The sequence below is a fragment of the Rudanella lutea DSM 19387 genome (genome assembly GCF_000383955.1).
Taxonomy (GTDB): domain Bacteria; phylum Bacteroidota; class Bacteroidia; order Cytophagales; family Spirosomataceae; genus Rudanella; species Rudanella lutea.
The window spans coordinates 5,771,781-5,797,522 of record NZ_KB913013.1 but is presented as its reverse complement, the minus strand read 5'-3'; the positions used below and the strand labels follow the sequence as shown (position 1 = coordinate 5,797,522).

Below are 25,742 nucleotides of genomic sequence, written 5' to 3'. Positions count from 1 at the left end.
CAAAAGTTTATCCACAGCTACTATTATCAATCTCAGAACAATTTTAAAAATACAACTTTTGATTTTGAGCGAGGGCATCGAAAGCGGTTTGCTAAAAAAATCAATAAATAGTGCGGAGCCATCAAGAGAATTTGGCGAAATGAACAAATTAAGTTTACTTTAAAAGTAAACTTATGCGCCCTGTACTCTTTTGCTAACGATGGCTGCTCAGAAGATCTCCCGCAAACGTAAAACCTACGAACCCACCGACTACGCCCGCCTACTCCGGGGGCTTATTCAATTGATGAAAGTCGTGAACAAGCTCCAACCTGATCGCAACACCTGGGACATTGAAGGTGAGTGGAACGGTACAGGTGTCATCTATTTTGTCGATAGCCGCGACCAATCCCTCTTTGCTGAGTATGAGCATTTCGACTGCCGTACCATCAAGCTCGTAAATTTTGGCAAACCCGCAACCCGGCTGACGTTCTTCAAGAAGCACAAATACATTTTGCTAAAGAACAGTGACCTCACAAGGGAGGATAAAGAGCAACGGATAACCAACTATATCAACGAACTCACCGTGAAACGGGCTATCAAGCTCGACAAAATTAACAAACTGACAGGAGCCGCCCTCTCTGATGAGCGGGGCATGATTGGGATGATGGAACAGGAGATAAAGACATGGCAGGATGTTCTGCGTAATCTTGAACACTACGATTTTGCTGTTTCTAACTACCGGCGTGATTACCAATACGTAACACTCAATTACAAATACCGCACGTCGGAGCAGGAGTACGCCAATGCCCAGGAGCATCTACTAAACCCACAGCGCGACGGACAGGGTGTTATTACACAGCAACGCTACAACCTGATTTTTGTGGATACTCGGGAAATTAGTCGTGAGCATCCGCACCAGCACAAGGAGATTGAAAATTTTCTCAACAACTTTAGCTTGATCACCCAGACAGGCAAGCAGCAGTTATACGCCCGACCTAAACCACCCGAATCCCTTGATGAGGAGCTTAACAGTGTTGCTTCTTCACAGAAAATAGACGTTACACAGCCTAAACAGGATTTTCCAAAGTCATTATTTGATTAGTCATCAGAGCCTGATTTATAAGTTGCTAATACTCAATAATATCGAAAAAAAGATAATTAATTAAATAATTTGAGCAATATACACGGTTTGTTGTACGTTACTCTATTATGTGGGTATTGATAATAGAGTAAAACCCGCCGTGCTTTATGACTCTTGTTTCCTTGTTTTTTAAAGTAGCGTTGCCGGTGAGCGTACTGGCAACCACAAGCCTTACAACCAGTATTACGCACACGCCCAAAAACGACTCGACGCAACAACGACTTGCTCCACCTGATTCCACGCTGAAGGTCCCTATTGCAGTAGTCAACAAAGACAGGCTGCCGACCGTGGTGGTCGAAAAGGAAGTGGACATCCCTAAGGGCTACGCGTATGTGCAGCACAGTTTATCGTTGGTAAGTGCCTTCCCAATAGAAGGAGCTGAGCAGGCTACGGACTGGATTGCCGGTCCTAACAAGTCCTGGAGCATTTACGCGAAACTGGAAGTAAACTGCAAGCAGCCTGATCGTATTGCCATCAGAGCAACCGCAGCACCAGGCCGGAAAAATGAAGAGATCGGCGCACAGGCGGTCTTGTTAGTCGGCATTCGCAAGTTGGGTAACGCGAACTAATACCAACTGTTTTCTTACTATTTACCAGTGGTACCTTCGTTACGGAAGGGTGCCCGGAAAGCCATTGCCTTCCGGCGTCCAATTACCTGGCAGCGCGTGCTTTGGCACATTGTCTTTTGGAGTCTGAGTTATGTTCTCACGTTCAGTCAGTTTCGGCGGGCTTTTTCGAGTCAACCCAACGCGGGTTTGCTACACGTAGTCAATACGCATCATTTCCTGACGACCTTAGTATCGTTTGGCCTGTTGGGATACGTGTTGATTCCGCGTATTCTGTACAGACACCGCAGACTCTCGGAACGTTTGCTACTGACCACGGCTACACTCGGCGGCTACTACGGCATTATGTGTGTCAATACGTATGGGCTGCTGATGTTGGTGAACAGGTTCTACGCGCCTTTACCGGAATATCTGGCCCGGCGGGTTACCCTGTTTGCGCAGGCGCGTTGGTATGATTACGTCGTCGATCCGGCCATTATGTTCTTTGTTTTCGGGCAGTTTATATCCTACATCCTGATTCCATTGCTGATTAAAGCGATTCGGGATGGGTACGCCCGAAATCAGGCTCAACTGGCCATTGAAAAGGAACGGCAGCAACTGGAACTGAACAATCTCCTGCTGGAAAAAGAAAACGCTACCAAGGATTTGCAGTTTCTGCGACAACAGATCAATCCGCATTTCCTGCTCAATGCGTTTAACAACATCTATGCGCTGATTCACCGGCAAGATGGCAGGGCAGCCGAGACGCTGGCCAACCTTTCTACGCTGATGCGCTACACGCTGTACCGAACCAGCCAGGAGTTTGTGCCGCTACCCGATGAACTGCTATTTATTCAGGGGTACGTCGACATGGAACGGATTCGGCACTCACCGCCCGAAGCGGTCGATTGCTCCCTGCCGGAACCTACCGAAGCCATGCAATACTGGCTTATTCCACCTCTGTTACTGGTTACGTTCGTGGAGAATGCGTTTAAGCATGGATTGAACGCCGTTTATGAAGGCGGATGGGTACAAATACGCCTGACCACAGAGCTGGGGCAGAACGGTACCCTCATCCTCACGGTGGTAAATAACAAAGGCGAGACGCCGACTTCTCATACCGCCGATAGTGGCATTGGGCTGACGAATGTCAGACGCCGGTTAGCCTTGCTATACCCGGAACATCAGTATGAACTGATTATACAAGACCAGCCCGAGCGGTATTCCGTCCGGCTGACTATCCCGCTCAAAAGGAAGGGCGAAACTACTCCAACTTATGAATACGCACCTACGCTGTCTGCTAATTGATGATGAACCCCTGGCTCAAGAACTGCTCCTTGACCATATCGCACAGGTTCCTAATTTGGAAATAGTTGGTGTGGCCAGCAACGCCTTACAAGCCATTGAGCTGTATCAGTCGTTGAAACCAGACCTGTTATTGCTGGACATCAATTTGCCCCGAATGAACGGCTACGAACTCCTGCGTAGTCTTCCGGGCAAAGCTCTGTGGGTAATTGCCGTGTCTGGTTATCAGGAGTTTGCTTTTGAAGGATTTGAAAATAACGTCGTGGATTTTCTGCTCAAGCCCGTTACGTTCAGCCGTTTTGTACGCGCCATCGCTAAAGTGCATGAGCGCATTCAGGCTCTGGACACAGGTGGAGCAACGGCCAGCCTGGCTACGACTGTCGGCGCAGCATCTGGTCAATTAGCTATCAAGGAAGGCAAAAACATGGTGAACGTGGCCTGTCAGGACATTATTCTTATCGAGGCCATGAGTGACTACGTAAAAATCACCTTACCTGACCGCACACTGGTCAGTCATCAGCGCGTCTCGGCACTGGAAAAACTGCTTCCTGCTCCTCTCTTTGTTCGTGTCAACCGGTCGTTCATCGTCAATACGGCGAGGATTCGGCAGACGGACGGCCAGCAAATCGAGATGCAGAGCGGACAGCGCGTACCGGTTGGCACTACGTACCGATCCGTAGTAAGCAGCATCATCCGGGGTGCCCTTTAATCATACAAGTACCTGTTTTTTTATATTGTTCACTATCAATTTTTTAACCCATGTCAACTTCAGCAAAACGCCTGAAAACAAAGGCGGTTGGAACCCGAATGCCCGTCGCAAAGCCCCGGCCCATCAAGTACCCAACCACAATTGATTTAACAATTATTTTCACCGTGTAATCCTTCAAGGCCTGCTGGTATGCTACCGGCGGGCCTTGTTGTCCTCAGGGCATTGTATGCGTTTCTCTTTAGTTACCCACCCATTTGCCCTCGTCCGTTCTCCGCTGCTGCCCATCAGCACATTGCTTAATCACCTTCCACGAATCGAAGCCGCTACCGATGAGGTATTGTGGAACTGGCTGAATCAGCCAACGGTGGCGCAGGCATTACTGGTTGCTTCTCCGTCGTTATACGATGTGTGGTTACGCTGGAGACAACAACGGGCTATACTGCCGTCAGAAGAAGCCCGGTTGGCGATGTGGCGGTATCTCTTACGGATGAGTGGCCGGAGTACGCCTTTCGGGATGTTTGCGGGTGTTAGTGTTGCCGCTACAGGCCCGCAAACGACCGGAACCATCAATAGCGACGTACACCGTTTATGCATTCGCCCGGATGCAGCCTGGCTATCCGTGTTGACAGAAAAACTGCTTACCCAACCTCAAACTCGCTCGGAACTTCGCTATAAGGTGAATAACAGCCTGTACCGATTGGGTAGTCAGTTACGCTATTCCGACTACACTCTACAGGCAGGGCAGCGGGCTTTTTATATCAATTCTGTGGCAGGTGATGATCTCATCGACGCTGTATTGCACTTTGTGGATGTTAGCTCTGGAGGAGCACGAGGACAGACTATCGTGGGTTTTCTCGTCGATACGCTCCACGAGGAGCCGGAAGCTGCCCAGGAACTGGTAAATGAACTCATTGACGCGCACATCCTGGTGAGCGAACTGGAATTACCAGTAACCGACCCCGACGCTTTAGGGCTGGTTCTGCACCACGTTGCCAACGTACCTGCACTTAATGCACTGACTGCTGAATTGACGCAGATTCAGGAACAGCTTCGGATGGGCTGTTTAGCCACGTTGGGGGCGCATCAGACCGAGCAACGGATGCGGGCACTGGTTGGCGACGGTTATACCGAGAAAAGCGTGTACCAAGTGGACCTTCTTCGACCCACGGAAATAGTGGAGCTAAGCCGGTCAGTATTACGGCAGATCGGTCAGGAACTGCTGCAACTGAGTCCACTGCGTAGCGACAATCAGCCCCCTGCCCTATTAGCTTTTGCCCAACGCTTACACGACCGATATGGAAATCAGGCGGTTCCTTTGCTCACCGTGCTCGACCACGAAACGGGTATCGGCTACGGTGATTCTGGCCCCCGCGCGGGTCAGTTGACCCTACTGAGCGAGTTGAGTCAACAGCAGATCACTCGCCCTTCAAAAGCCGACCGACTGGACGGATTTCGGCTTGAGAAACTGACCCATTTTTTGGAAACAGGGCGGTTGATTCAGCCGATTACGGACGAAGACCTGAATAATGCTGCCCAAACAGAGCCAGATAAACCGTTGGCTCGTAGCTGGGCTGTGCTGGGCGAATTATATGGCACCGACGGAACGGCCATCGACGCAGGAAACTACCAATTTCTGGTAAAGAGTGTGTCAGGCCCTTCTGGTGCCAGCCTGATGGCCCGGTTTGGCACGCATAACCCGCCGTTAACGCATCAGCTCGAACAACTAACTGCCTGGGAGGCTCAACAGCACCCCGATGCCCTGCTGGCCGAGATAGTCCACCTGCCAGCGGGACGTGTGGGTAATGTGCTGTGTCGCCCCGCGCTGCGGCAATACGAAATTCCCTACGTCACACAATCAGCCCTTGACGAAGAACACACAATTGCCCTGAAAGACCTTTGGGTAAGAACCGGGAACGCAACGACAGTCGAACTCTGGTCGAAACAGCACAACCGTCGCGTAATACCACGTAACACCACCGCGCATAACTACCATCAATCGGACGACATTTACCGATTCTTAACCGACCTGAGCCATCAGGACGAAGGGTTTTCGCTTCGCTGGTCGTGGGGCACGTTGGCCAATCAGCCCCGGTTGCCTCGTATCATTTACAAGCACCTGATCGTGGCCAGAGCCGAGTGGAACCTTATGAGACGGGCAAACTGGCTGTCGGCCGCAACGATGGCCCACGACATGCAACAGAAACTTTCTGTCCCCCAATTGATTACATTGGTGGAGGGTGATCATGAATTGCTACTCGATTTAAGCAGCCCACCCTGCCAACAAATACTTTTTACAGAACTAAGCAGGCGAGATAGTGTCCGGGTTGTCGAATGGCTTGGCAGTCCTGACCAGTGTTGGGTACACCGCGCCGGGCAGCAATATTCGAGTGAATTGGTCATACCGTTTGGAATAGCGCAGACTCCTTCCCTCCCCCAACATTCTCCATTCAAGACAAGTGGCAGCTTTATACAGCGTTCGTTTGGGCCGGGTAGTGAGTGGCTATACGTAAAAGTGTACGTCGGGGAACTGACAGCCAACGACGTGCTGACTCAGATCGTTGGGCCGTTGGTTCAGCAGGCCACAGCACAGGCGTGGATTGACCATTGGTTCTTTATACGGTATTACGATCCTGAGCCTCATCTGCGGCTCCGGTTTCATGGTTCAGCAGAAACCTATCATCTCCTTCTGACAGAACTTACCCAACGACTGATTCCTTGGCAGGAGGCTGGCCTTGTCCATTCGGTAAGTGTGGATACGTACCAACGAGAACTGGAGCGGTATGGCTATCAAAGCATGCCGCTCGTTGAGCGTATATTTTGGTGGGATAGTGCGTGGAATTTACAGTGGATTGAGCAAAGCGCTGCCCTTGATGAGGATGCATATTGGTGGGTAGCCTGTCAGCGAGCAGATCGGTTACTCGATGCTTTCGGTCTATCCGTTCGTGATAAACAGGCGTTGACGGAAGAACTTCAAGCCCGTTTTCTGCGCGAGAACAAACACAATGAACGGCTCCGCAAAGAATTGAACGCACAGTACAGGGCTTGGCAGGAGCGGTTATCAACTTTTGAACAGACAGAATTGGAGTCAGTGGACATGCTGTTGCCCGATGAATTAATTCAGCAGTTGCGAGTACAATATCAGGCAGATGCATTCGACCTTTCCGATTTGTTACGCGCCCTTCTGCACATGATGTTCAACCGGTTTTTTGTGAGCAACCAACGGATAAGTGAGGGTGTGATATACCACTTTTTGCTGCGGCAATACACGACTTTACAGGGTAAGGAACGTACCAACAAAGCGAAAGTGTGCTGAAATAATCTTTATTTTAGGTATTCAGAAGCAGAAGTCCCACAACCTGTACTTTATAGAGGTTGCCGCCGACAGCATTTTTCTGGATTATGGCCGATGTAAATACCAACGCCTATTACGCTCATGGCAGGAGGTAGGTTATAAGCCGAGGTCTTGGAACAAATAAAGTCGGTTAGATTTGCTTATTGTGCGAAAAGTTCAGGAAATAACTCCCTGAAAACGTCGTCATAGCTGTGGTCAGGCGGGACGTTCTTCTCCAGGAAAACGGTTATCTTCTTAGCCAATTTACCCCCCGATTGAATATCCTGACGGTCGAACTCGGCATTAGGATATTTTTCTAATAACCTGAAAAATAGGTATGAATAGTTGCCAAAGAAAGCTGTGTGGGCTACCTGAATAAGTTTAGTGAATTTCTGACCGACCACACAGTTTAATTTGAAGGATAAGAGGGCAAATACAGTTCCGTACACCTTCTTTAACCGGTGTGCTTTCTGCGGACTTTTCAGTTTTACCAAACAAGTTGCCAGACACAAGCACGTCAATAAATCATTGCGTTCCAAATGAGAACGCTTAGTGCGTTCCTGCTCAAAAGCGGTTTTGAGAAATGCCCGGTCCTGTTCTGTGGTTTGGTAGCCCTGTTCTTGCCAGAACAGTTCAAATAGATGATTGTACGTGTTCTCCGAAAATGCGGCAAACTCATTCAGTAAAGGGCTTCTTCGTTCGGGATAAGCGTGTATCTCGTTAAGTATTTGAAGAATCGACGAGCGGGCGCGGGAGAAGCCTTCTTCAAGTTCTTCTTGGTAAGCCTGTCGGCGTTGCTCATACACTTGTTGACGTTGCTCAATTTCGTGTTGCCGCACCCATTCGGCTCGTTCCTCGTCCTCAATTTCTTGCTTAATCAAGTTGGTAGCTCCTTCTACATCAAACAGGAACACTTTGTAGGTCTTATCATCAAACGTTAAGTCGTGCAGGCCAACTAACCGTTCCTGCCATCGGTAAGCTATCTGCTGACCAGATCGGTAAGGCTCACGGTACAGGCATTTGAGGATAAGGTCCTGTTGGCATTTGGACTCACTGATAGCTTCCCCATCAAAAACAAACGCGTTCTGATTATTTCCGTAGAAAACGTCCTTTTCGGTGAATCGCTGTTTGTCGAATTCTTCGGAGAAGAATTTGAAAATCCAGATAATACACGTTTGGTTTTGTTGGTAGAAGTATTCCCGATCTGCAATGACGCTCAAAAACGTAGTTGAAAGCTGAATCTCAAACACGACTTGGCGCGACTGGTAAACCGCGCTTACATCGGGCTTACGCCAGGTCAATAGTCCAGAGGTATCCCGTCTAACCGTTTCGGTAGCCACTTCGGTTATACCTTTGCCTGTCAACCGATTGGACTCCAAAGAGGCTGCTACTAACTCCTTTGTTCGTTCGTGCAGCTTGCTTTCTTTCTGCCCATTGTATTTAATTGCCCGAATCTGTGGTTGGGTTAACTCCTGGCTGGTCTTTATGGGGCAATCGTCACTGTCCCACTGGTGGGCAAAGTGCATCCGCTTTAGCTTTGTCTCATTTTCGGCTTTACCCCGAATTTTGATAAGCTGATTGCAGTAGTAGCATTTGTATTTCGGGTCGCGTCGGTTGCGGATAGCATCTTCTAACTGTCTGCGTATCTCGAAAATTGCAGCTTCGTCTTGGTTGAAGAATGGCCCTGCGAAAACCTCCTCACCTGTTTCACAGTCTAATACTGACGGAATGGTAAATTGAAATCCTTTCATTTAAGTATCGAATCTAAAGAAAATGCTACATTCTTATACCGAAGGGAAACAGTTATCTTCACAGCCCAATTCATATAATAAATGCTCTACGACCGCGAAACCATATTCAAGCTTCTTCAGCAGCGTAATTGGATGGCTCTCATCGAGTTGTTTAAAAATAATAAGATTTATGACCAACTTCGGCAGGACGATATTACAAGGAGTATTCTTGAATCGCAGTTCATCCGGGAACTAATCGACGGAAGTAGCTTTGACAAAGACCCTGATTATCTCTTTTATTTAGAGCAGTTCCATATGCTTCACACAGGGCCTAATTTTCACTTTGTTCTACCCTCCGTAGATGTGGAACGCCTTGTAGAAAAAATTATACTTGGATATCGCTCGACTCAAGTTCAGTCAGCTTTGCTTTATGCCAGGAAATATCCGCATCTGTCTACCAGTACTGAATTGCTTCAGGAGTTTGAACGGACACAGCCCAAAGTAGTCGAACACAGTCAGCAACGAACGATTCACGTGACTGTAAACCGCGAAGTAGAAGCTGTAAACCATACAATTAGCTTATTTAAATCAAAGCAGGAGTATGAGTTCTACCGGGCAGTTCGGGAGGTGTACAGCACGTACCTCGTCTTCCCCAATGTAGCGGTTTCGGCACTGGTTGATTTTGAGCAGATCAAACACTTTTTGGAACCGCATGAGCGAAATTACTTTTTCAAAGCCTTAGTAGATTGCGTTGTCTTCGACGCAGAAAATGCGTTTAAGCCATTCAAGATGCTGGAGATTGACAGCGAATATCATGATAGTGAAAAGCAGCAAGCTAAGGATAAAATAAAAGACAAAATCATGGCTAAGGCAGGCCAACGTCTGCTTCGCATTCGTGTGAAAGCAAGAATGTCAGAGCAAGACCTAACCCGCTTAATTCGTGAAGTTTCTCGCGAACAGCCCTGATACTTGAAGCTATTACGTCTCTCAAACTAAAGTGCTTCCCCGTGCTTCAGACGTAGCGAGTTGGTCATTTCTAAAACACGATCTTGGTATTGCTGTTGTTGGGTCGAATCCTTCAGCTTCCAATCGAACCGCCAATCGTGTAAATCATAGATACCTAAAGGCTCGGCTCCTTGTTTGGCTACATCTTCTAAATCCTCTACGGCGTTGAGGTAACTGCTGGCGGAACGGGTACAATATTCCCCGTTGAAGATGTATAGGCTATAATAGCGAGTGGCAAACTTTGTTCGGTTCATAACGGCTTCAAATTAGCTGTTGCATTCAAACAGACCGTGCAATTTTCTCCAATACCCGGTGGCTATCCCCAAATCGACATAATGCGTCGCAGTGGGTGCGTAACTCAGACGTCAGGATATAACGGATCGGCGTATTAGTCTGTCTGATGGAAGGGCGTGTTAACTGCATCTCAACTTCTTTGCGTCGGCTGTCGGGAACTACCAGATAGAGTGTTGTTGCATGGTCGGGTAGAGAGCAGGTTAGGTCGGTCAGGCGCAAGATACCGGAGTAGATCGACGTGCTTTTCTCCACCTCGAAGGCGCAAATAATCCGACCCGTACCTTTCTCCAGCCATACAATATCAATCAGGCCAATGGTTTGAGCCGTTTCGGGCGCAACGGGCAGTGCGGGTAGGCTGGGCAGGCTCAGAAACGAAAAGGAATGGCCATTATATTGCCGGGACATATCATTCCGGGCAGCCGCGACATCGTAGCCTAATGCCCGCCCAATGGTCAGCAAATGATACTGCATCTCGCTGTGCGTTTGTTCCTCCTGCTGTTCATTGACAACTTCTTTATGACGCTTAGATAATTGCTTTTCGAGTTTTTCGCGCTCAACAAGGGGTTGATCGGCCAGGCCTGGCACCAGTAGATTACCTGCCCCAATCTCGAACAACAAACCCGCCAACGCCCCTAAGTCATTCGATAAAACGTGTCGGTATTCAGCATTCACTGCCAGCATCTTATCCCGAATGGCTAAGTACTCCAACCATGAACCCAACTTGCGCTTTTCATTAAAAAGTCGGTTGTAACCATTAATAATGGCCGTATTGAAGGGTGGCACCCAGGTCGGATGCAGGAAGTAGAGGATACTGGCTACGGCAGGGCCTAAGCCCTTAATCTTATACGCATCAAGCCGATTTATTTCGCTCACAACCGTTTCGGGCTTCGTAGCCTTCAGGCAGCATTCTAAAAACTGACCGAAATACCGCTTATGATCCTGATTCTCATAAATATCTGGGATACGAAGCTTTGGCTTCCAGTAAAATGGGTGGGATGCTCCCTCAAAAACCTGCTTCTGCTCGGTGATGCAACTCAGCACAAATTCGAGTGAACTGCCCTTGAAGTCGTTGGGAAAAGAACCTTCTTTGATGTCGCTGATAACCTGTAACACGCCACGCCGGATAGAACGGAAAGCTTTCAGGCGATCTTCGTTGTGCAGAAACCAGCTTTGATACGTAAGGTCCGGGTTTCGTTTATAGTCGTCAATCAGGTCAATTAAAGAAGTAGCGGGCATAGGTATTGTCAATGAATACACCAATAAAGGGCTAAGTTGAGGAATATACAGTGATTTGCCAAGCAATGAAAGTACTTATATAACCCCGGAAATTCTGTAATCTACAAGGAGAATCTTGTAATAACCCTCTTGGGGAACCGCCCGTTAATCATAGACGCAATAAGCGTACTCAACTATATGGAAAATTCACTTCAACGGGCAACTTCTGTCTTATTCCTGGCAGGGGTCATGCTGGGCTGCGACAACAAAGAGGGCTTACAGCCACAGGCTCATGATGCCAACGTGTATCAACAAATTAACCATCGTATGATGACAGAGATGGACAAAATGAAGGATACCAACGACCCTGACAACGATTTCTCAATGATGATGCGGATGCACCATCAGGGGGCCATTGATATGTCGAACGAAGAACTTAAATCTGGCGATAACCAGGCTATGAAAGCGATGGCGCAGCAGGTGATCACCGCTCAGACTTCGGAAATCAGCCAGTTCAATCAATTTCTTCAAAGTCATACGCCTGTTCCAATTACGGCTGGTGCGACTTACAACGCGGAAGAAATGGAGTCGATGATGAAGATGATGCGGGCGCAGGATATCCGTATTCTGACAGGTGACTCGGATGTAGACTACGCCCAGCTTTTGATCGATCATCATCAAAGTGCCATAGAAATGGCTATGTCGGAGCTTAAATATGGTGACGATGTCCAAATCCGCCAGATGGCCACGAAGATCATCGAGGATCAAAAAAAGGAAATTGGAATGCTACAGGACTGGCTGAAAACCAATAAAAATTATTAATCGCTAACCTGCCAGTGTTCGCACTGGCTTAATCGATGTTCTCCTTTATGAAAATTAATCCGTTTTATGGGGTGGCACTCAGTGTAGCCCTGTATATAGCTCAACCGGCTGTTGCACAAACCGGGCAGACATCGGCCAGCAACGCCATGATGAAGTCCATGCAGTCAGGCATGAACAAGATGATGAGCATGAAAATGACTGGTGACCCCGACCACGATTTTGCTATGATGCTCAAGATGCACCATCAGTCTGCTGTTGAGATGGCTGATATGGAAGTTAAGCAAGGCAGAAACGCGCAGGTCAAGGCATTAGCCAGCAAAATCAAAGTCTCCAACCAAAAGGAGATAAAAGAACTCGACCAGTTCCTGAGCAGTCACAAGCCACAATTATCTTCGTCGAAACTGGGTCAGAAGGGCATGGAGATTATGCACAGTGGAACCCACTCAATGAACGGGAACGTGGACCACGATTTTGCCAGCATGATGGCTCAACACCATCAGCAGGGCATCGATATGGCCCGTGCATTCCTGAAAGAAGGGAAGACCGAGAAGATGAAGGCAATGGCCAATAACGTTGTCAAGATGCAGACTAAAGAGATGGCCGAGTTGAAAAAGCTGGAGAGCAGCCTGAAAAGCTAACTATCGGCTATCAACGAAAAAAGACCGCTATCATTGAGTTAGCGGTCTTTTTTCGTTGGTATGGTCACCTCCAAACGCTTCAAAAGTTGTAGCCCAACCCACCGGCAAACGTCTTATACCGGGTGTCGTAATCGGTGTGCAGAAACAGATTCTTGGTTACTGTGTATTGCAGTTCCACGTGCGCCCGCACGTAGCTACCCACCAGCCACTGCGCCTGATACTGGAAGTCTAACCGGGGAAACAACATCTGCTGCCCGTTGAGTTGAAACCGGACGTTGCCGCGTGTGTCGAGTTTCACTTCCGATTGAATTAGAAATGGCAGCATATAGCGGATACCAGCTACGGCCCGAACAATGCGCCGACTGCTAACGGGCTGTCCCCCATCTTCAGGGCGTACCCGGCGCAGAAACTCTTCATTGCCTCCGTCAATACCGGCAAAGACCCGGAACCAGTCGCCAAAATATCGTTCGTAATCCAGATCGAACTCGAATCGGTTGGTGCGCCAGTCGTGATCCCCCCCGGCCACAATCGCGTTTTTGTTATTGGACACGTTCAGGGCAAAATAGTTGAGAGGATAACCCGGTTGCAGGTAGCCCCATATAAAGGGCTGGTTATCGCGCATGTCGCGCAGGTGCAGCTTCTGAATACTGGCAATTGAGGAGTCGGGCTGGTCGCCGTAGCTCACTACGCGGGCCATGCCACTCAACATATGGTAGAGCAGGTGACAGTGAAAAAACCAGTCTTTCTCGTCGTCGGCCATAAACTCAATTGTGACGCTTTCCATCGGCGATACGTTCACCGTATGCTTCAACGGGGAATACTGCCCCTGCCCGTTCAGCACCCGAAAGTAATGCCCGTGTAGGTGAATAGGGTGCATCATCATCGTGTTATTTATCATGCGGATACGCACGATTTCACCCCGCCGGATCTGGATCATATCGGCCCGTGATAGGGGTTGCCCGTTGAAGCCCCAGATGTAGCGGAACATATTCCCCGTCAGCGTGAGCGGTATTTCTCGAATCGGGCGGTTAGTGGGAAACACAATCGGTTCTGGGGATTTAAGAATGCTGTAGTCGATAGTATTCTGCTCGTCCATCATGCTCATACCGGCCATTCCTCCATGATCCATTCCCTTCATACCGGCCATAGTACTGGTCTTGCTATCCATATTCATCTGGCTGTGATCCATCCCAGCCATCGAATCCGGCTTTTTGCTGTCTATTTTTTTAGCGGGCACTGAGTCCATTTTAATGGACAAATTGCTGTGATCCATGCCGGGCATGGATGAATCATCCATTTGCCCGTGATTCATCCCCGTCATGTCCATTTTGCCGTCTTTACCCATGTTCATGCCCGCCATATTCATCTTCGTGTCCCCCCTATTCATACCCGCCGTTGAGCCGGTCGCTTTAGTTGGCTTAGGGGCTTTTTTAGCCGAACCCGCCCCTTTCTTCGTCGGTTGTTTGCCCATGTTCATCTGGCTGTGATCCATACCCACCATATTGCCCATGCTCTCCATCGAATCGGGCTTTTTAGGCGTAACAGGGGCTTGTTTTGCTGGTTTACCTTGTCCCATAGCCATTTGGCTATGGTCCACTTGACCCGAAGCGGACTCCGCTTTGCCGGGTTTGGAATCCATGCCGGGCATATCGTGCATCATGGGGCCGTTCATGTCCACATTGGCCTGAGCTGTCGTGTCGCTTTTCCCCATGTTCATCCTACCCATGCCCATGCCTCCCATTTGGCTCATGTTGGCTGTTAACTTGTACAGGTCGGGGCGGGGAATCGTCGGGGCATACTTCGCCGGGCCATTTCCGAGCAAGGCCGTTGCGTAGCCAGACCCATCCTGAGCAGTAGCCCGCACTTCAAAAGCTCCGCCTTTGGGTACAGTGACTATAAAATCGTAGGTCTCCGCAATGGCAATCAGCCGCCGGTCAACCTCCAGCGGCTGCACATCAAGGCCATCGGCGGAAATCAGTTTCATGGAGCCGCCGGCATAATTGACGTGAAAATAGGTGGACGCACTGGCGTTGATAACCCGCAGCCGAACAGTTTGGCCCGCTTTGATGTCCGGGTAACGCACGGTGTCTTTTCCATTAACTAAGAACCGGTCGTAATACACATCCGAGATGTCCATTGGTGCCATTTTCATCATCGACTGCCGCAGGTACGCCCCTACCGCCTTATGCTGAATAATGCGGTTGAGTGATTGGACATTATTTTTTTTGATGGAGTACCATTCGTTGCGCCGTTTCAGGTTTTTCAGAATGTACGCTGGATTCTCATTCGTCCAATCCGATAGCAACAGCACTAAATCATGATCCGCCTTGTGGGTGGGCTGCTGAGGTAGAATCGCGATGGAGCCGTACACCCCGACTTGTTCCTGGTAGCGGGTATGGGAGTGAAACCAGTACGTGCCGGACTGCACCAGTGGGTACTCGAACGTATAGGTATCACCCGCATGAATGGGGGGGGTGTTCAGGTACGAAACGCCATCCTGTATGTTGGGGAGCAGTATGCCATGCCAGTGCAGCGAGGTTTCGGTTTTTAATTTGTTGTGTACCCGGATAACGGCTACATCGCCTTCGGTAAACCGCATCGTCGGGCCAGGGATGCCCCCGTTTATGGTCATGGCCCTCTTCGGTTTGCCCGTGATGTTAACCATCTGCTCGTCAATGGTGAGGTCATACTCAACCCGCTTGCCGGTTGGCTTCACCTTCGCAAGGGCTTGGGGCCGGGTGACGGGTAGGGATGTTTTAACTACCGGAAAGTTGGATTTGTCGGGATTGGCAGGGGGACTGGCAACCAAGTTGCCAGCCGCCATTGTATGCTGTTGGTGTTGCCCATAACTGGCTATTTGTAGCAACACCAGCAGACTTAACGTCGCAAAAAAAGTGTTTTTCATCATTGTCGTACCAAGTGCATCTATAGTAATAAAACCAAAAAGCAGCCCTGCATGATGGAAGGGCTGCTTGTAATATTGACCAGTGATATTGTGAAACTTTTGGACATTAGCCCTGATGCCAATCAATTCCTATTTGTCTAACTGAGCCAGTTTGTCCTTCATTTGCTTTATCTCTTTTTCCTGAGCGGTAATAATATCTTGCTGTAGTTTTTGCAGATCAGGATCGGTCAGGTTTGCTTCCTTAGCCATCAGGATAGCCGCAGCATGGTGCGGAATCATTGACTTGGCGAACTCTTTGTCCCCAACAAAGCCCTGCTGACGGATAAGCAGAAAGAAACCGACAATCGCAATGGCACTCACGGCGACAACGAACGCATTCCGTCGTTTGTCGGTGTACATGGCCGACATCAACAAGACTTCGATGATAATCATGGGCATCGTCATCAGGCCCGCCATGTAAAACTGATTGACATTCGGAATGACGTTAGCAAAGGTGTTCACCATTGCGTACATCAGTGCGTACATGGAAATGAACGATAGAACAGCCATAATTGCCAACTTGCCATAGTGCTGTCCGTGGGCCGTTGAGTGGTCGCCCTGTTTGTGCTGTGCCTGGCCAGTGTATTGTTTGTGTGCTTCCATAAATTTGTTGGGTCAGCTCACTCCGCTAAACGGCCAGCGGCTGTACCGATTGTTGAGTACTTCTATAAACAAGTAAGCTGCCCAACCGGACGGCCGGGCAGCTTATAAGATTCGGCCCATTACGTTGCAAAACTTTTGGAAATCACGGCCGTGGCATTGGCTCTGCTTTATAGCCTGCCCGCTCAACAGCTTTTTGGACTACTTCGCCGATCCGGTTATCCGTTGTTTGTACGGTCAGAATTTTCTCGGGACTGTCGGTGTCCACATTCCACCCGTCCACCTGTTCGATGTCGTTCAGGAAGGGCGTGACGGCCGCTACGCAACCGCTGCATTTAATATTCGTCTTGAAATTTAATGTTTCCATAACTGTTAGTTTTAAGGTAAAACCCTATTGAAATGCTCTCTTTTTCTCAGAGTTTTGCGGCCCTTAATCGTAGGCTATTACTAACCACCGACACCGAGCTAAGGGCCATTGCTGCCCCGGCAATCATTGGGTTGAGTAAGAAGCCATTGACGGGATACAGTAGCCCGGCTGCAATGGGAATGCCGATCAGATTGTAGATGAACGCCCAGAACAGGTTCTGCCGGATAGCTTGTACCGTTTTCTTCGAGAGTTGCAGGGCTTTGGGTACGCTGTTGAGGTCGGAGGTGATGAGGGTCATCTTGGCTACGTCCATCGCAATATCGGAACCCCGACCCATTGCGATGCTCACGTCGGCCTGCGCCAGGGCCTGCGAATCGTTGATGCCATCACCGATCATGGCCACCACCTTTCCCTGCGCCTGTAGCTCTTTGACAAATTCGGCTTTATCGGCGGGCAGTGCCTCAGCGCGGAAGTCGCTCAGGCCAACCGCTTTGGCCACGGCCCCGGCTGTCTGTGCGTTGTCGCCGGTCATCATGTACACGGCAATCCCCCGTTTTCTGAGCGTATGAATGGCTTCGCGGGAGGTTTGTTTCACCGGGTCGGCAATGGCAATCACGGCCAGCACCCGTTGCTCATCCGCAAAATAGACAACGGTTTTAGCTTCGTCCTGCCAGCGGGTGACCATGCCGTTTACCTTAACCAGTTCATTTGCCAGACCCTTCTCCACCAGTAGTCGCCGGTTGCCAACCAGATACGTTTGCCCGTTGGAGCGGCCCGACACGCCCCGGCCCGTTAAGCTCTCGAAGCGGTCGAGAACCGTGCCGACAATGCCGTTGGCCCGCAGTCGCTCAACTACCGCGTCGGCCAGCGGGTGTTCAGACTGGGCTTCCAGGGCATAGAGCACGGGCGCAAGGCCGGGAATTTCTGCTTCGCTTATCTGCCAGGCCAGATCCGTTACGGTCGGTCTGCCTTCGGTGATAGTGCCGGTTTTGTCCAGCACTACCGCGTTCACCCGATACCCCCGTTCCAGACTCTCCGCGTCTTTGATAAGGATGTTGTTATCAGCTCCTTTACCGACGCCGACCATGATGGCCGTGGGTGTAGCCAGGCCCAGCGCACAGGGGCAGGCAATGACCAGTACCGTTACGGACGTTAGCAGGGCGTGGGTGAAGGCGTTCTCACCCGCTCCGGCGTACCGGCCAAACAGCATCCAGGCCGCAAACGTTAGCAGGGCAATGCCAATCACGACTGGTACGAAGATGCCCGCAATTTTATCAACAAGTTTCTGCACGGGGGCTTTGCTGCCCTGCGCCTGCTGCACCATGCGGATGATCTGCGCCAGCACGGTATCCCCCCCTACTTTCTCAGCCCGGAATCGGAAGGAGCCTTTCTGATTGATCGTACCGGCAAAGATTTTCTCACCCGCCCGCTTCTCTACCGGTACCGGTTCGCCCGAAATCATGCTTTCGTCCACGAAGGACGTACCTGAATCGACTACGCCATCGACAGGAATCTTCTCGCCCGGACGTACCACGATCAGTTGACCCACCTGCACCTGCGCCACGGGAATCTCCCGTTCGGTAGCACCGTCCACAATACGGACGGTCTTGGGTTGCAGCCCCATCAACTTTTTCAGGGCCGAGGTCGTGTTCGATTTAGCCCGTTCTTCAAGCAGCTTACCCAGTGAAATAAAGGCAATGACGACGGCTGCGGCTTCAAAGTACACGTGCGGGTGCAGGCCGCGCTGGTGCCAGAAGTTGGGGTACAGCGTGTTGAACGTACTGAAAAAAAAAGCAATCCCCGTTGAAAGCGCGACCAGCGTATCCATATTCGCTTTGCCGTGACGGGCCTGCTTCCAGGCATTGACGAAGTAAGACCGGCCCAGCCAGAACACGACCGGTGCCGATAACACCATCATAATGTAGTTGGCGTAGGGGGCCGCTCCGGCGTTCCGGTTCATGAAGAACATGCCCAGCACCACCACCGGCAGCGACAGAATACCTGCCCAGATGGTCCGGTTTTTCAGGGATTCGTACTGCCGCTGCCGGGCTTCCTGCTGCACGGCCTGCGGGTCTTCTACGTCAACAACCAGATCGTAGCCAATGGATTGCAGCACCTGCTGCATACCCTGTGGCGTAATGACCTTCGGGTCATAGGCGACCGTGGCTGACTGATTGGCATAGTTGACCCCCACCTCCGCTACGCCGGGCGTATTTTTCAGCATCGATTCGACGCTCACGGCGCAGGCCGCACAGGTCATTTCGAGCACGGGAAAGGTGTGCCTGGTTAATGAACCGCCCCGCGTTAGATGAGGGCGAGATAGCGTATCGAGATTCGTTTCCATTGTTGTGGTCGCGCATTAGCTACCACAAAAGTAGAAGGTCGAACTGGCCGCCGTGTTACACAATTCTTCCTCCAAACTGTAGAATTTAGTAGCTTTAATTATCAACGTAAACACTCGTATGCTCCTCATCGAAGAAGGCCAGCAATCGCATCTGCCCAAAAAATATCGACCCGTCAATAATCTGTGCGCCGTCATCTATGATCAGTTCACCAGCATCCTGACCCAAAAGCACTTTCTGGAACACATTAATGTCGAAATCGCTATTGATCCCGCAAACCAGCAATTCGTCGAGGACTTACAAAATGGGTCCATGCACGCCCTCGATTTTATGAAGGCAAATGGGCAACACATTGAATTAGCCGAAATCCTCACCAAGCACATCACCCTATCGGTACTGAGCGACTTCGCCAACTTCATGTATGAATCGCTGAGCTGCGCTCAACGGGGAAAGATGACCGTTGCCTATGCGTTGCTCCGTAAGCCGCTTACGGATGAACTGGTCATCTTCGAGCGGCTCCTGACTAATCCGGCCGAATTCATTCAATTATACTTCCACGTCGGCAATCCAAAGGGCTACGATCCGAGCGAACCGAATCTGAACCGACAACAAATCATTCAGGAAGTGTTCAGAATGGCCAATCCGGGGCCTTTGTTCGTGCCTGACCTTGTGTATGGGTTACGGTATGATAAGCACAATCCGGCTGGGATTAACGGCATCAGTAATCAGGCCCTGCACATCGTTACCAACCATCCTGCCTACCGTACCGAAGAAGCCGAACTGAATTTCGTGTTCTCCAACTATCACGACTATCGGCGGTACTGGCGTCATTACTATTACTTTGTGCCTTACCTACTGATTTACGCGGCCCACGTGGTCGACGAGTTGGTCTTCAGTTGGATGCCCGGTTACGAGCACCTGAAGGCAGTTCGGGCTTTTCAACGTTTCGTGGGTACGTTGTTCTGGTCCAAATGGATGCAGGGCGGTGGCCGACGAACAAAAGCATCACAACAACTATTGATGCAGGCTATTTCGGAGAGCTTAAGTGGTATCTGCGATCAATGCGGCAAAGACCACACTATCGACGAGGCCGATCTGACTTTGTTCTTCAACGAGCAGCTATTGCTATGCCCGCATTGCCTTTGCAACCACATGGCTTCAGAGGCAACCATTGAGCGGATTATGGACCTCGTGACTATTCTTCATGGCGGGGCGGAAGCCTGAACCGCTACGTTGTAGATTGGGCAGGGCTTGACTGTAGTTCCTGTTTTTGCCGACGTAGCTGCCGGAAGTGTGAGGGGGTCAGGCCGGTCTGCTGCCGAAACTGGTTGGAGAGGTGCTGTACACTGCTATATCCGGTGCGGTAGGCAATCTCTGTCAGTGTCTCACCGGAGTAAACCAACCACTCTTTCACTTTATTTAGTCGGCACCGAATGATATACTTCTCCAACGTAATGCCTTCTTCTTTAGCAAATTGGCTGCTGATCGTCGCGTAATCTGCTTTCAAAGCTTCCTGAAGTTGCACCGACAACCGTCCGCCGGTATTGCCGCTTTTGATTTCACTCAAATCGCTCTGAGCAAAATAGGCAGCTACCAGATCTTTGACCTGCTGCGGCAAAGGTACCGACGTTTCGAGCACACCAAAACCCAGCGAAGCCAGCAGCTTGCTGATCTGCTTTTCTTTATCGGCCGTTAACGGCCCTTGTACCGATACGTACCCTAATCGGACGTCGAGCACCGAAAAACCTGCTTTTGTCAATTCGCTCCGAACCTCTTCCACGCAGCGTTGGCATACCATGCCTTTCACGCGAAAAGGAACCGCTGAATACGCTTTGGCAGGTGGCAAAACAGTTTCTGTGTCAAACACGGATGTGTGCGTTTATAGCGTATTTGGATGCTGTTGCAGGCGCTGGGCGATAAATACCTGACCCTGGCCGCCACTTATTGAATAACAAACAAAATTACACTTGCAGACCGGCAGGCGGCTTGCAAAATTCGGCCGTACTGTTGCAGAATTTTTGTAGAACGCTCCATTTCACCGAGTTGGCTGTTAAGCTCAAAAAGCCTTTCTACTTTAAGCGTTTAACTAAACAGCCAACGGGTATGGAACACCATCACCACCACCCCGACCACCATAAGCCGGAACCACCCGCCGAGAAGCAGCGAAGCGTCGCCCGGGCACTACAGCATATCGGCCATGATGGGCATAGCGGCCCAGTGAATCATCGGGCGTATCAGGGAAGCACAGGCATGAAACAGAAACATGGTCACGCCGGGCATGATCACGGGGCTATGATTGCCGACTTCCTGCGCCGGTTCTGGATTTGTCTGGTGCTATCGGTGCCGGTCGTGGCGCTGTCGATGATGTTTCAGGACGTAGCGGGTTATCAACTGGACTTTCCCTACCGGGAGCCGCTCGTGGTCGTGCTGGCGACCATCATCTACGTGTACGGAGGATGGCCATTCCTGACGGGCATGGTAGGCGAGTTACGAACCCGTCAGCCCGGTCCATCCAGACCGGGCATGATGACGCTCGTCGCCGTGGCCATCACGGCGGCTTATGTCTATAGTGTGGCCGTGTCGGTAGGCTGGCTGCACGGAATGGACTTCTTTTGGGAACTGGCTACATTAATCGACATCATGCTGCTGGGCCACTACCTGGAGATGAAGTCGGTGGCGGGTGCATCGCGGTCGCTCGAACTGATCGTGCAGATGCTGCCGGCCGAAGCGCACAAGGTAGAGGGTGGCACCGTGAAGGACGTGAAGGTGGATGTCCTCTCGGTCGGCGATGTGGTACTAATTCGTCCCGGTGAGCGCATTCCGACGGACGGTGAGGTGATCGAAGGCGGCAGCGCGGTAAACGAAAGTATGCTAACGGGCGAGAGTGTGCCGGTCGAGAAAAAACAGCGGGACAGTGTGATCGCAGGGGCCGTTAACGGTGAAGGGTCGCTGACGGTTCGGGTAACGCATAAGGGTGAGGATAGCTACCTCAATAAAGTCGTTCGCATGGTGGAAGAGGCTCAGAATGCCAAATCACAAACGCAGACGCTGGCCGACCGGGCTGCTGGCTGGTTAACCCTAATCTCACTCACAGTGGGTGTACTAACGCTCATCGTCTGGTTAGCAGTCGGTAAAGAACCGTCGTTTGCCATCGAACGGATGGTAACGGTGATGGTTACGGCCTGCCCCCACGCACTGGGTGTGGCTATTCCGCTGGTGGTGGCTATCTCAACGGCCATTTCCGCGCAGAAGGGGCTGCTCATCCGAAACCGCACTGCTTTTGAGGAATCTCGAAAAATCACCGCAATGGTGTTTGATAAAACCGGTACGCTAACCGAGGGTGAGTTTGGCGTTACGCGCATGAGCGTGCTCCAGCCCGGTCTGGATAAAACGGCTCTGCTCAGCACGGCAGCAGCCCTCGAACAGCAGTCTCAGCACCCCATTGCCCAGGGCATTGTCCGGGAAGCCAATAAACGCGGGCTTCACCTGCCGGAGGTCAGCGATTTCCAGTCAATTACGGGCAAAGGCGTATCGGCCACCGTCGATGGGGCAACGGTACGTATCGTCAGCCCGCGCTACTTACAGGAAAAAGGTATCCAACTACCCCAGGATGCTTACGGCAGTGAAGCCGAGACCGTAGTTTTTGTGCTGATCAACGAGCAGTTGGCGGGCTACGTTGCGCTGGCCGACAGGATTCGGGAAGATTCCAGAGAAGCGGCTCGGCGATTGCAGCAGGCGGGTATCAAGGTCTACATGGCCACCGGCGATAACCAGAAGGTAGCAGATGCGGTAGCGAAAAAGTTAGGGTTAGACGGCGTCTATGCCGAAGTTTTGCCCGACCAGAAAGTGAACATAGTGAAGGACTTGCAACGGCAAGGCCAGTTTGTGGCTATGACCGGCGACGGGGTAAATGATGCCCCCGCGCTGGCTCAGGCCAACGTGGGTATTGCCGTCGGGTCTAGTACCGATGTCGCTGCCGAGACCGCCGACATCATCCTCGTCAACAGCAAGCCCACCGACATCACCAATTTAGTTGAATTTGGCCGGGCTACTTACCGTAAAATGATTCAAAACCTGTTTTGGGCAACAGGGTATAATGTAATCGCTATTCCTCTGGCAGCCGGGGTGCTATATCCCAATTTTGTTCTCAGCCCGGCCATCGGCGCGGTACTGATGAGTGCCAGCACGGTGATCGTGGCGTTGAACGCGCAGTTGCTGAAGCGGAGTATGAAGTAATTGTGTAGCTCACAGCTTCAACCAATCGAAAATTAAATGGGAGCCATAGAGCAAGTTCAACAGAATAGTAATAATTGAGATGCGTACCGCAGTTTTAAACCAACGATGTTTGTTTAAAGCAATTCCTGAGTTTACAAGTATCTGATTGATAACGTTCAGGTCCATTGGGGAGGGCTGGTAAGGAACGGGTTGCTGGGTCAGTTCACCATACAGTTCGATAAACTGAGAGGTGGAAAGCTTAGATACATCCCCAAAAAACAGTATGTTGATGCTCGTCTTCGCACGGGGCCAGTCTTGAACACTTATTTTTGAGGATTTCAGGATGGTGGAAAGCTGAGGAGTAAATGATATGATGGCGAGTAGGCTTGATGTCGCCAGCAGCAGAACGTTGACAGTAACAATTTCGTGAGGCAGGATATGCCAGGCTTGTAGTAGCCCGAAGATAGCGGCTCCGTTGAATGCAGTTAATGTAGCATTCTTTGTTTCAGCGTATTTCAACCAATCATTCACGTTGGCGAAAATAATTTTCAAGTCGTCACTCATGTAATTCATAATTGCAATACTGATTATACCCAAACAAGACTTGCACCGTACACTTTACCGCTAAAATTCGGAATCTTGACTTGCTGAGGTGTCCACCAGCCTTTAATAATGTCGTTTGCTCCGGTATTATGAGCTTTATACCCATTATAAACAGATTCTGTGATAAGAATAGACTTTGTCGTGGTTTTTATTTCCAATATTCCGAAACTTTCCAATTCGCCAGGAAGATGATTTAGTTTACTGTATGCATCTGACCACCATAGATTTCTAACAAACTCATCCGTTGTAAATTCCTTCTCAACCTTTTCCGGAATCGGCTTTGGGGATTGGAGTAACTTGCCAAGTGTTGGGGAGGTATAGCCGTAGCCCAACAAACCTCTTCCCAAAAAAGACTGAATGGCTTTATAGGCAACTTTGACCTTGGATTCCTTGATGTCCTTGTTTGCCAAATCCGTTAATTTCGAGGCAATGTTTGCCGGTTGCCCCAGCCAGACCAAGTTACGTGTTGAGTTACGTTCTTCCCCTCTGCGATACAGTCCTGTTTTTAGAACAAGCATCTGCCCGTAATCAATACCGATGCCGCATTTGAACGTGATCGTAGGGAATTGCCGGTTAATATCCTGAGCGACCATATTCATGGTAATTGCACAGTGAACCGCCGAAGTGAAACAGGCTTCTTTAGGAAAAACAACCATGATTCGGTCGCCAATAATATTCCTCACTCTTCCGCCATGATACTCGGCAGCCTTCATCATTCCTTTCGTGAAGGCAACATAGAGCCGCCCTAAGAATTCCGGATGGTGTTTGTGCGTGAGGCTAATCTGTGTCGAATTACGTATGTCGATGTATAGAACGCAAGTTTCGATCTGCTTGGCGCGCTTGGTCTCTCCATATTCGAACGTTAAATCATCGTCATCAAAACTGGGGACACTTTTCGTGTTTGAGACAGTAAACTGAAACCCTGTATTGATTATGTCTGCAACATCGCTGGATATTTCAATGACAGCATCTTTTGCGCTCATAAATGTTGAATGTGCTTAATGTGATTGAAGTCAACTCCTTTTAAACTTGAAATAATTGGTTGGCTGCCCGTACATATCCAATTACGATGGTTGTAAACCGGCAGCTTTCCTATCTCTATAAGATGCTCTATGCTCTGGTCAACTAATGATCCACTGTAATACGTAATTGAGTTGTCACACGAAATCGATTCAAGTCTGTAGAGTTCGGTGACCGGCTTACCAATGATTGTGTACTCAGGATATTGTGTACTCTTATTGCGGTAGTATCGAATCTTACCAGCGTGTAAAGCGATTTTGGAAAAAAACTTCGTATTGGTTGTCAGAACAATAGTTTTTAATGAACACGCTAACGCTTTGATAATAGCATTACTTGTAGTGGGCTTAAGGAATGGAGGCCCGAAAATTGCAATAATACCATCGCCCATGATTCGGTCAATTTCACCTCCATGTTCGTAGATGATTGGAATTAATCGTTCATAGTAAGCATCTAAAAAAGTAGATAAATCCTCCGAAGAAAGTTGTGCGTACCGGGTTGAGAACGAGCAGATATCAATGAACAGCAAAGCAACATCTGCGTCGGAACCCATATCAAAATAGGTCTCAAACTCTGGCCCTAATCGGTTCGAAATAGTAAGAAACGCTTTTTCTAAACGGTCTGGATTAAGCGATTCCTTGAGTAGAAAGGATGACACATCACCTAACTTAGCAATCTCGCTTTGTGGCTTGTACCGCTTATGAAGTGCCTGAACATGAGCAAGGTTTGGCATAGGCTACGTGGATTAACTGACAATCTTTGTAACAAACTTTTGCGATAAAAAAGTTACAGCCATTATACATATTTACTCCGACATGCTGAACACTACCTTTTTCAAAGCACCCCCGGACTGAAAGTGGGCGTTTTATGTTAAGTATTTCTACCGAATTGCACAGACGCATGTAGCTCTAAAATGAGCACGGCGGAAACCATTTTCAAG

General features: G+C 49.8%; 21 protein-coding genes. 10 read left to right on the top strand and 11 right to left on the bottom strand.

The genetic code is table 11. The features are described 5' to 3' along the window. Positions 1-199 precede the first annotated feature (199 nt). The 5 genes from RUDLU_RS0123800 (at position 200) to RUDLU_RS0123775 (ending at position 6,992) form a co-directional block, all read left to right on the top strand. Positions 200-1,081: a hypothetical protein gene (locus tag RUDLU_RS0123800; RefSeq protein WP_019990953.1), complete on the top strand. Its 882-nt coding sequence runs from the start codon at positions 200-202 to the stop codon at positions 1,079-1,081. 146 nt (positions 1,082-1,227) lie between these two features. Further along, positions 1,228-1,689 (top strand): hypothetical protein, encoded by a 462-nt coding sequence (locus RUDLU_RS0123795; RefSeq protein ID WP_019990952.1) that lies wholly within the window; start codon positions 1,228-1,230, stop codon positions 1,687-1,689. Positions 1,690-1,716: 27 nt separating this feature from the next. Continuing rightward, on the top strand, positions 1,717-2,973 hold the full coding sequence (locus tag RUDLU_RS0123790; protein ID WP_019990951.1) for a sensor histidine kinase: 1,257 nt from the start codon (positions 1,717-1,719) through the stop codon (positions 2,971-2,973). Then, complete coding sequence (locus RUDLU_RS0123785; RefSeq protein ID WP_019990950.1) at positions 2,942-3,679, top strand: LytR/AlgR family response regulator transcription factor; 738 nt, start codon at positions 2,942-2,944, stop codon at positions 3,677-3,679. The genes RUDLU_RS0123790 and RUDLU_RS0123785 overlap by 32 nt, the downstream gene beginning before the upstream one ends. A gap of 226 nt (positions 3,680-3,905) precedes the next feature. Continuing rightward, positions 3,906-6,992, top strand: coding sequence for a lantibiotic dehydratase (locus RUDLU_RS0123775; protein WP_044129676.1), 3,087 nt, complete (start codon positions 3,906-3,908; stop codon positions 6,990-6,992). Between the two features lie 179 nt (positions 6,993-7,171). On the opposite strand, the gene RUDLU_RS0123770 is transcribed toward RUDLU_RS0123775, so the two are convergent. Then, entirely contained in the window at positions 7,172-8,761 is a 1,590-nt protein-coding gene (locus RUDLU_RS0123770) for a DUF6035 family protein (protein ID WP_019990947.1), read from the bottom strand. Positions 8,762-8,842: 81 nt separating this feature from the next. On the opposite strand from RUDLU_RS0123770, the gene RUDLU_RS0123765 reads away from it, so the two are divergent. Continuing rightward, a complete protein-coding gene (locus RUDLU_RS0123765; RefSeq protein WP_019990946.1) occupies positions 8,843-9,706 on the top strand; it encodes a DUF2726 domain-containing protein in 864 nt (287 codons plus the stop codon). 26 nt (positions 9,707-9,732) lie between these two features. On the opposite strand, the gene RUDLU_RS0123760 is transcribed toward RUDLU_RS0123765, so the two are convergent. Next, positions 9,733-9,999, bottom strand: coding sequence for a hypothetical protein (locus RUDLU_RS0123760; RefSeq protein WP_019990945.1), 267 nt, complete (start codon positions 9,997-9,999; stop codon positions 9,733-9,735). Between the two features lie 25 nt (positions 10,000-10,024). Beyond that, a complete protein-coding gene (locus RUDLU_RS0123755) occupies positions 10,025-11,275 on the bottom strand; it encodes a hypothetical protein (RefSeq protein WP_019990944.1) in 1,251 nt (416 codons plus the stop codon). Between the two features lie 177 nt (positions 11,276-11,452). Between RUDLU_RS0123755 and RUDLU_RS0123750 the strand changes: the two genes are divergently transcribed. Together RUDLU_RS0123750 and RUDLU_RS0123745 are read left to right on the top strand one after the other, a co-directional pair. Beyond that, entirely contained in the window at positions 11,453-12,076 is a 624-nt protein-coding gene (locus tag RUDLU_RS0123750; RefSeq protein ID WP_044130799.1) for a DUF305 domain-containing protein, read from the top strand. A 47-nt stretch (positions 12,077-12,123) separates the two neighbouring features. Then, positions 12,124-12,714, top strand: a complete 591-nt coding sequence (locus RUDLU_RS0123745; protein WP_044130797.1) for a DUF305 domain-containing protein — start codon at positions 12,124-12,126, stop codon at positions 12,712-12,714. Positions 12,715-12,793: 79 nt separating this feature from the next. On the opposite strand, the gene RUDLU_RS0123740 is transcribed toward RUDLU_RS0123745, so the two are convergent. The 4 genes from RUDLU_RS0123740 to RUDLU_RS0123725 form a co-directional block, all read right to left on the bottom strand. Further along, positions 12,794-15,619: a multicopper oxidase domain-containing protein gene (locus tag RUDLU_RS0123740; RefSeq protein WP_027303343.1), complete on the bottom strand. Its 2,826-nt coding sequence runs from the start codon at positions 15,617-15,619 to the stop codon at positions 12,794-12,796. A gap of 129 nt (positions 15,620-15,748) precedes the next feature. After that, positions 15,749-16,261 carry a DUF305 domain-containing protein gene (locus RUDLU_RS0123735; protein ID WP_019990940.1) on the bottom strand — a complete coding sequence of 171 codons (513 nt, stop codon included), beginning with the start codon at positions 16,259-16,261 and terminating at the stop codon, positions 15,749-15,751. Positions 16,262-16,403: 142 nt separating this feature from the next. After that, positions 16,404-16,625, bottom strand: a complete 222-nt coding sequence (locus RUDLU_RS0123730) for a heavy-metal-associated domain-containing protein (protein ID WP_019990939.1) — start codon at positions 16,623-16,625, stop codon at positions 16,404-16,406. 46 nt (positions 16,626-16,671) lie between these two features. After that, positions 16,672-18,969, bottom strand: coding sequence for a heavy metal translocating P-type ATPase (locus RUDLU_RS0123725; RefSeq protein WP_027303342.1), 2,298 nt, complete (start codon positions 18,967-18,969; stop codon positions 16,672-16,674). Positions 18,970-19,087: 118 nt separating this feature from the next. Here RUDLU_RS0123725 and RUDLU_RS0123720 point away from each other — a divergent pair, with 118 nt between their 5' ends. Further along, complete coding sequence (locus tag RUDLU_RS0123720; RefSeq protein WP_019990937.1) at positions 19,088-20,191, top strand: hypothetical protein; 1,104 nt, start codon at positions 19,088-19,090, stop codon at positions 20,189-20,191. Between the two features lie 4 nt (positions 20,192-20,195). Here the strand turns inward: RUDLU_RS0123720 and RUDLU_RS0123715 are convergent, their stop codons facing one another. Then, complete coding sequence (locus RUDLU_RS0123715; protein ID WP_245581710.1) at positions 20,196-20,834, bottom strand: helix-turn-helix domain-containing protein; 639 nt, start codon at positions 20,832-20,834, stop codon at positions 20,196-20,198. A 236-nt stretch (positions 20,835-21,070) separates the two neighbouring features. Between RUDLU_RS0123715 and RUDLU_RS0123710 the strand changes: the two genes are divergently transcribed. Next, a complete protein-coding gene (locus tag RUDLU_RS0123710) occupies positions 21,071-23,203 on the top strand; it encodes a heavy metal translocating P-type ATPase (protein WP_027303341.1) in 2,133 nt (710 codons plus the stop codon). Positions 23,204-23,212: 9 nt separating this feature from the next. On the opposite strand, the gene RUDLU_RS0123705 is transcribed toward RUDLU_RS0123710, so the two are convergent. Genes RUDLU_RS0123705 through RUDLU_RS0123695 form a run of 3 tightly spaced genes read right to left on the bottom strand, consistent with a single transcriptional unit; the run spans position 23,213 to position 25,535 of the window. Next, on the bottom strand, positions 23,213-23,755 hold the full coding sequence (locus RUDLU_RS0123705; protein WP_019990933.1) for a Pycsar system effector family protein: 543 nt from the start codon (positions 23,753-23,755) through the stop codon (positions 23,213-23,215). A gap of 14 nt (positions 23,756-23,769) precedes the next feature. Then, positions 23,770-24,768 carry an adenylate/guanylate cyclase domain-containing protein gene (locus RUDLU_RS0123700; protein ID WP_019990932.1) on the bottom strand — a complete coding sequence of 333 codons (999 nt, stop codon included), beginning with the start codon at positions 24,766-24,768 and terminating at the stop codon, positions 23,770-23,772. Then, positions 24,765-25,535 carry an adenylate/guanylate cyclase domain-containing protein gene (locus RUDLU_RS0123695; protein ID WP_019990931.1) on the bottom strand — a complete coding sequence of 257 codons (771 nt, stop codon included), beginning with the start codon at positions 25,533-25,535 and terminating at the stop codon, positions 24,765-24,767. The genes RUDLU_RS0123700 and RUDLU_RS0123695 overlap by 4 nt, the downstream gene beginning before the upstream one ends. Positions 25,536-25,742: the final 207 nt, after the last annotated feature.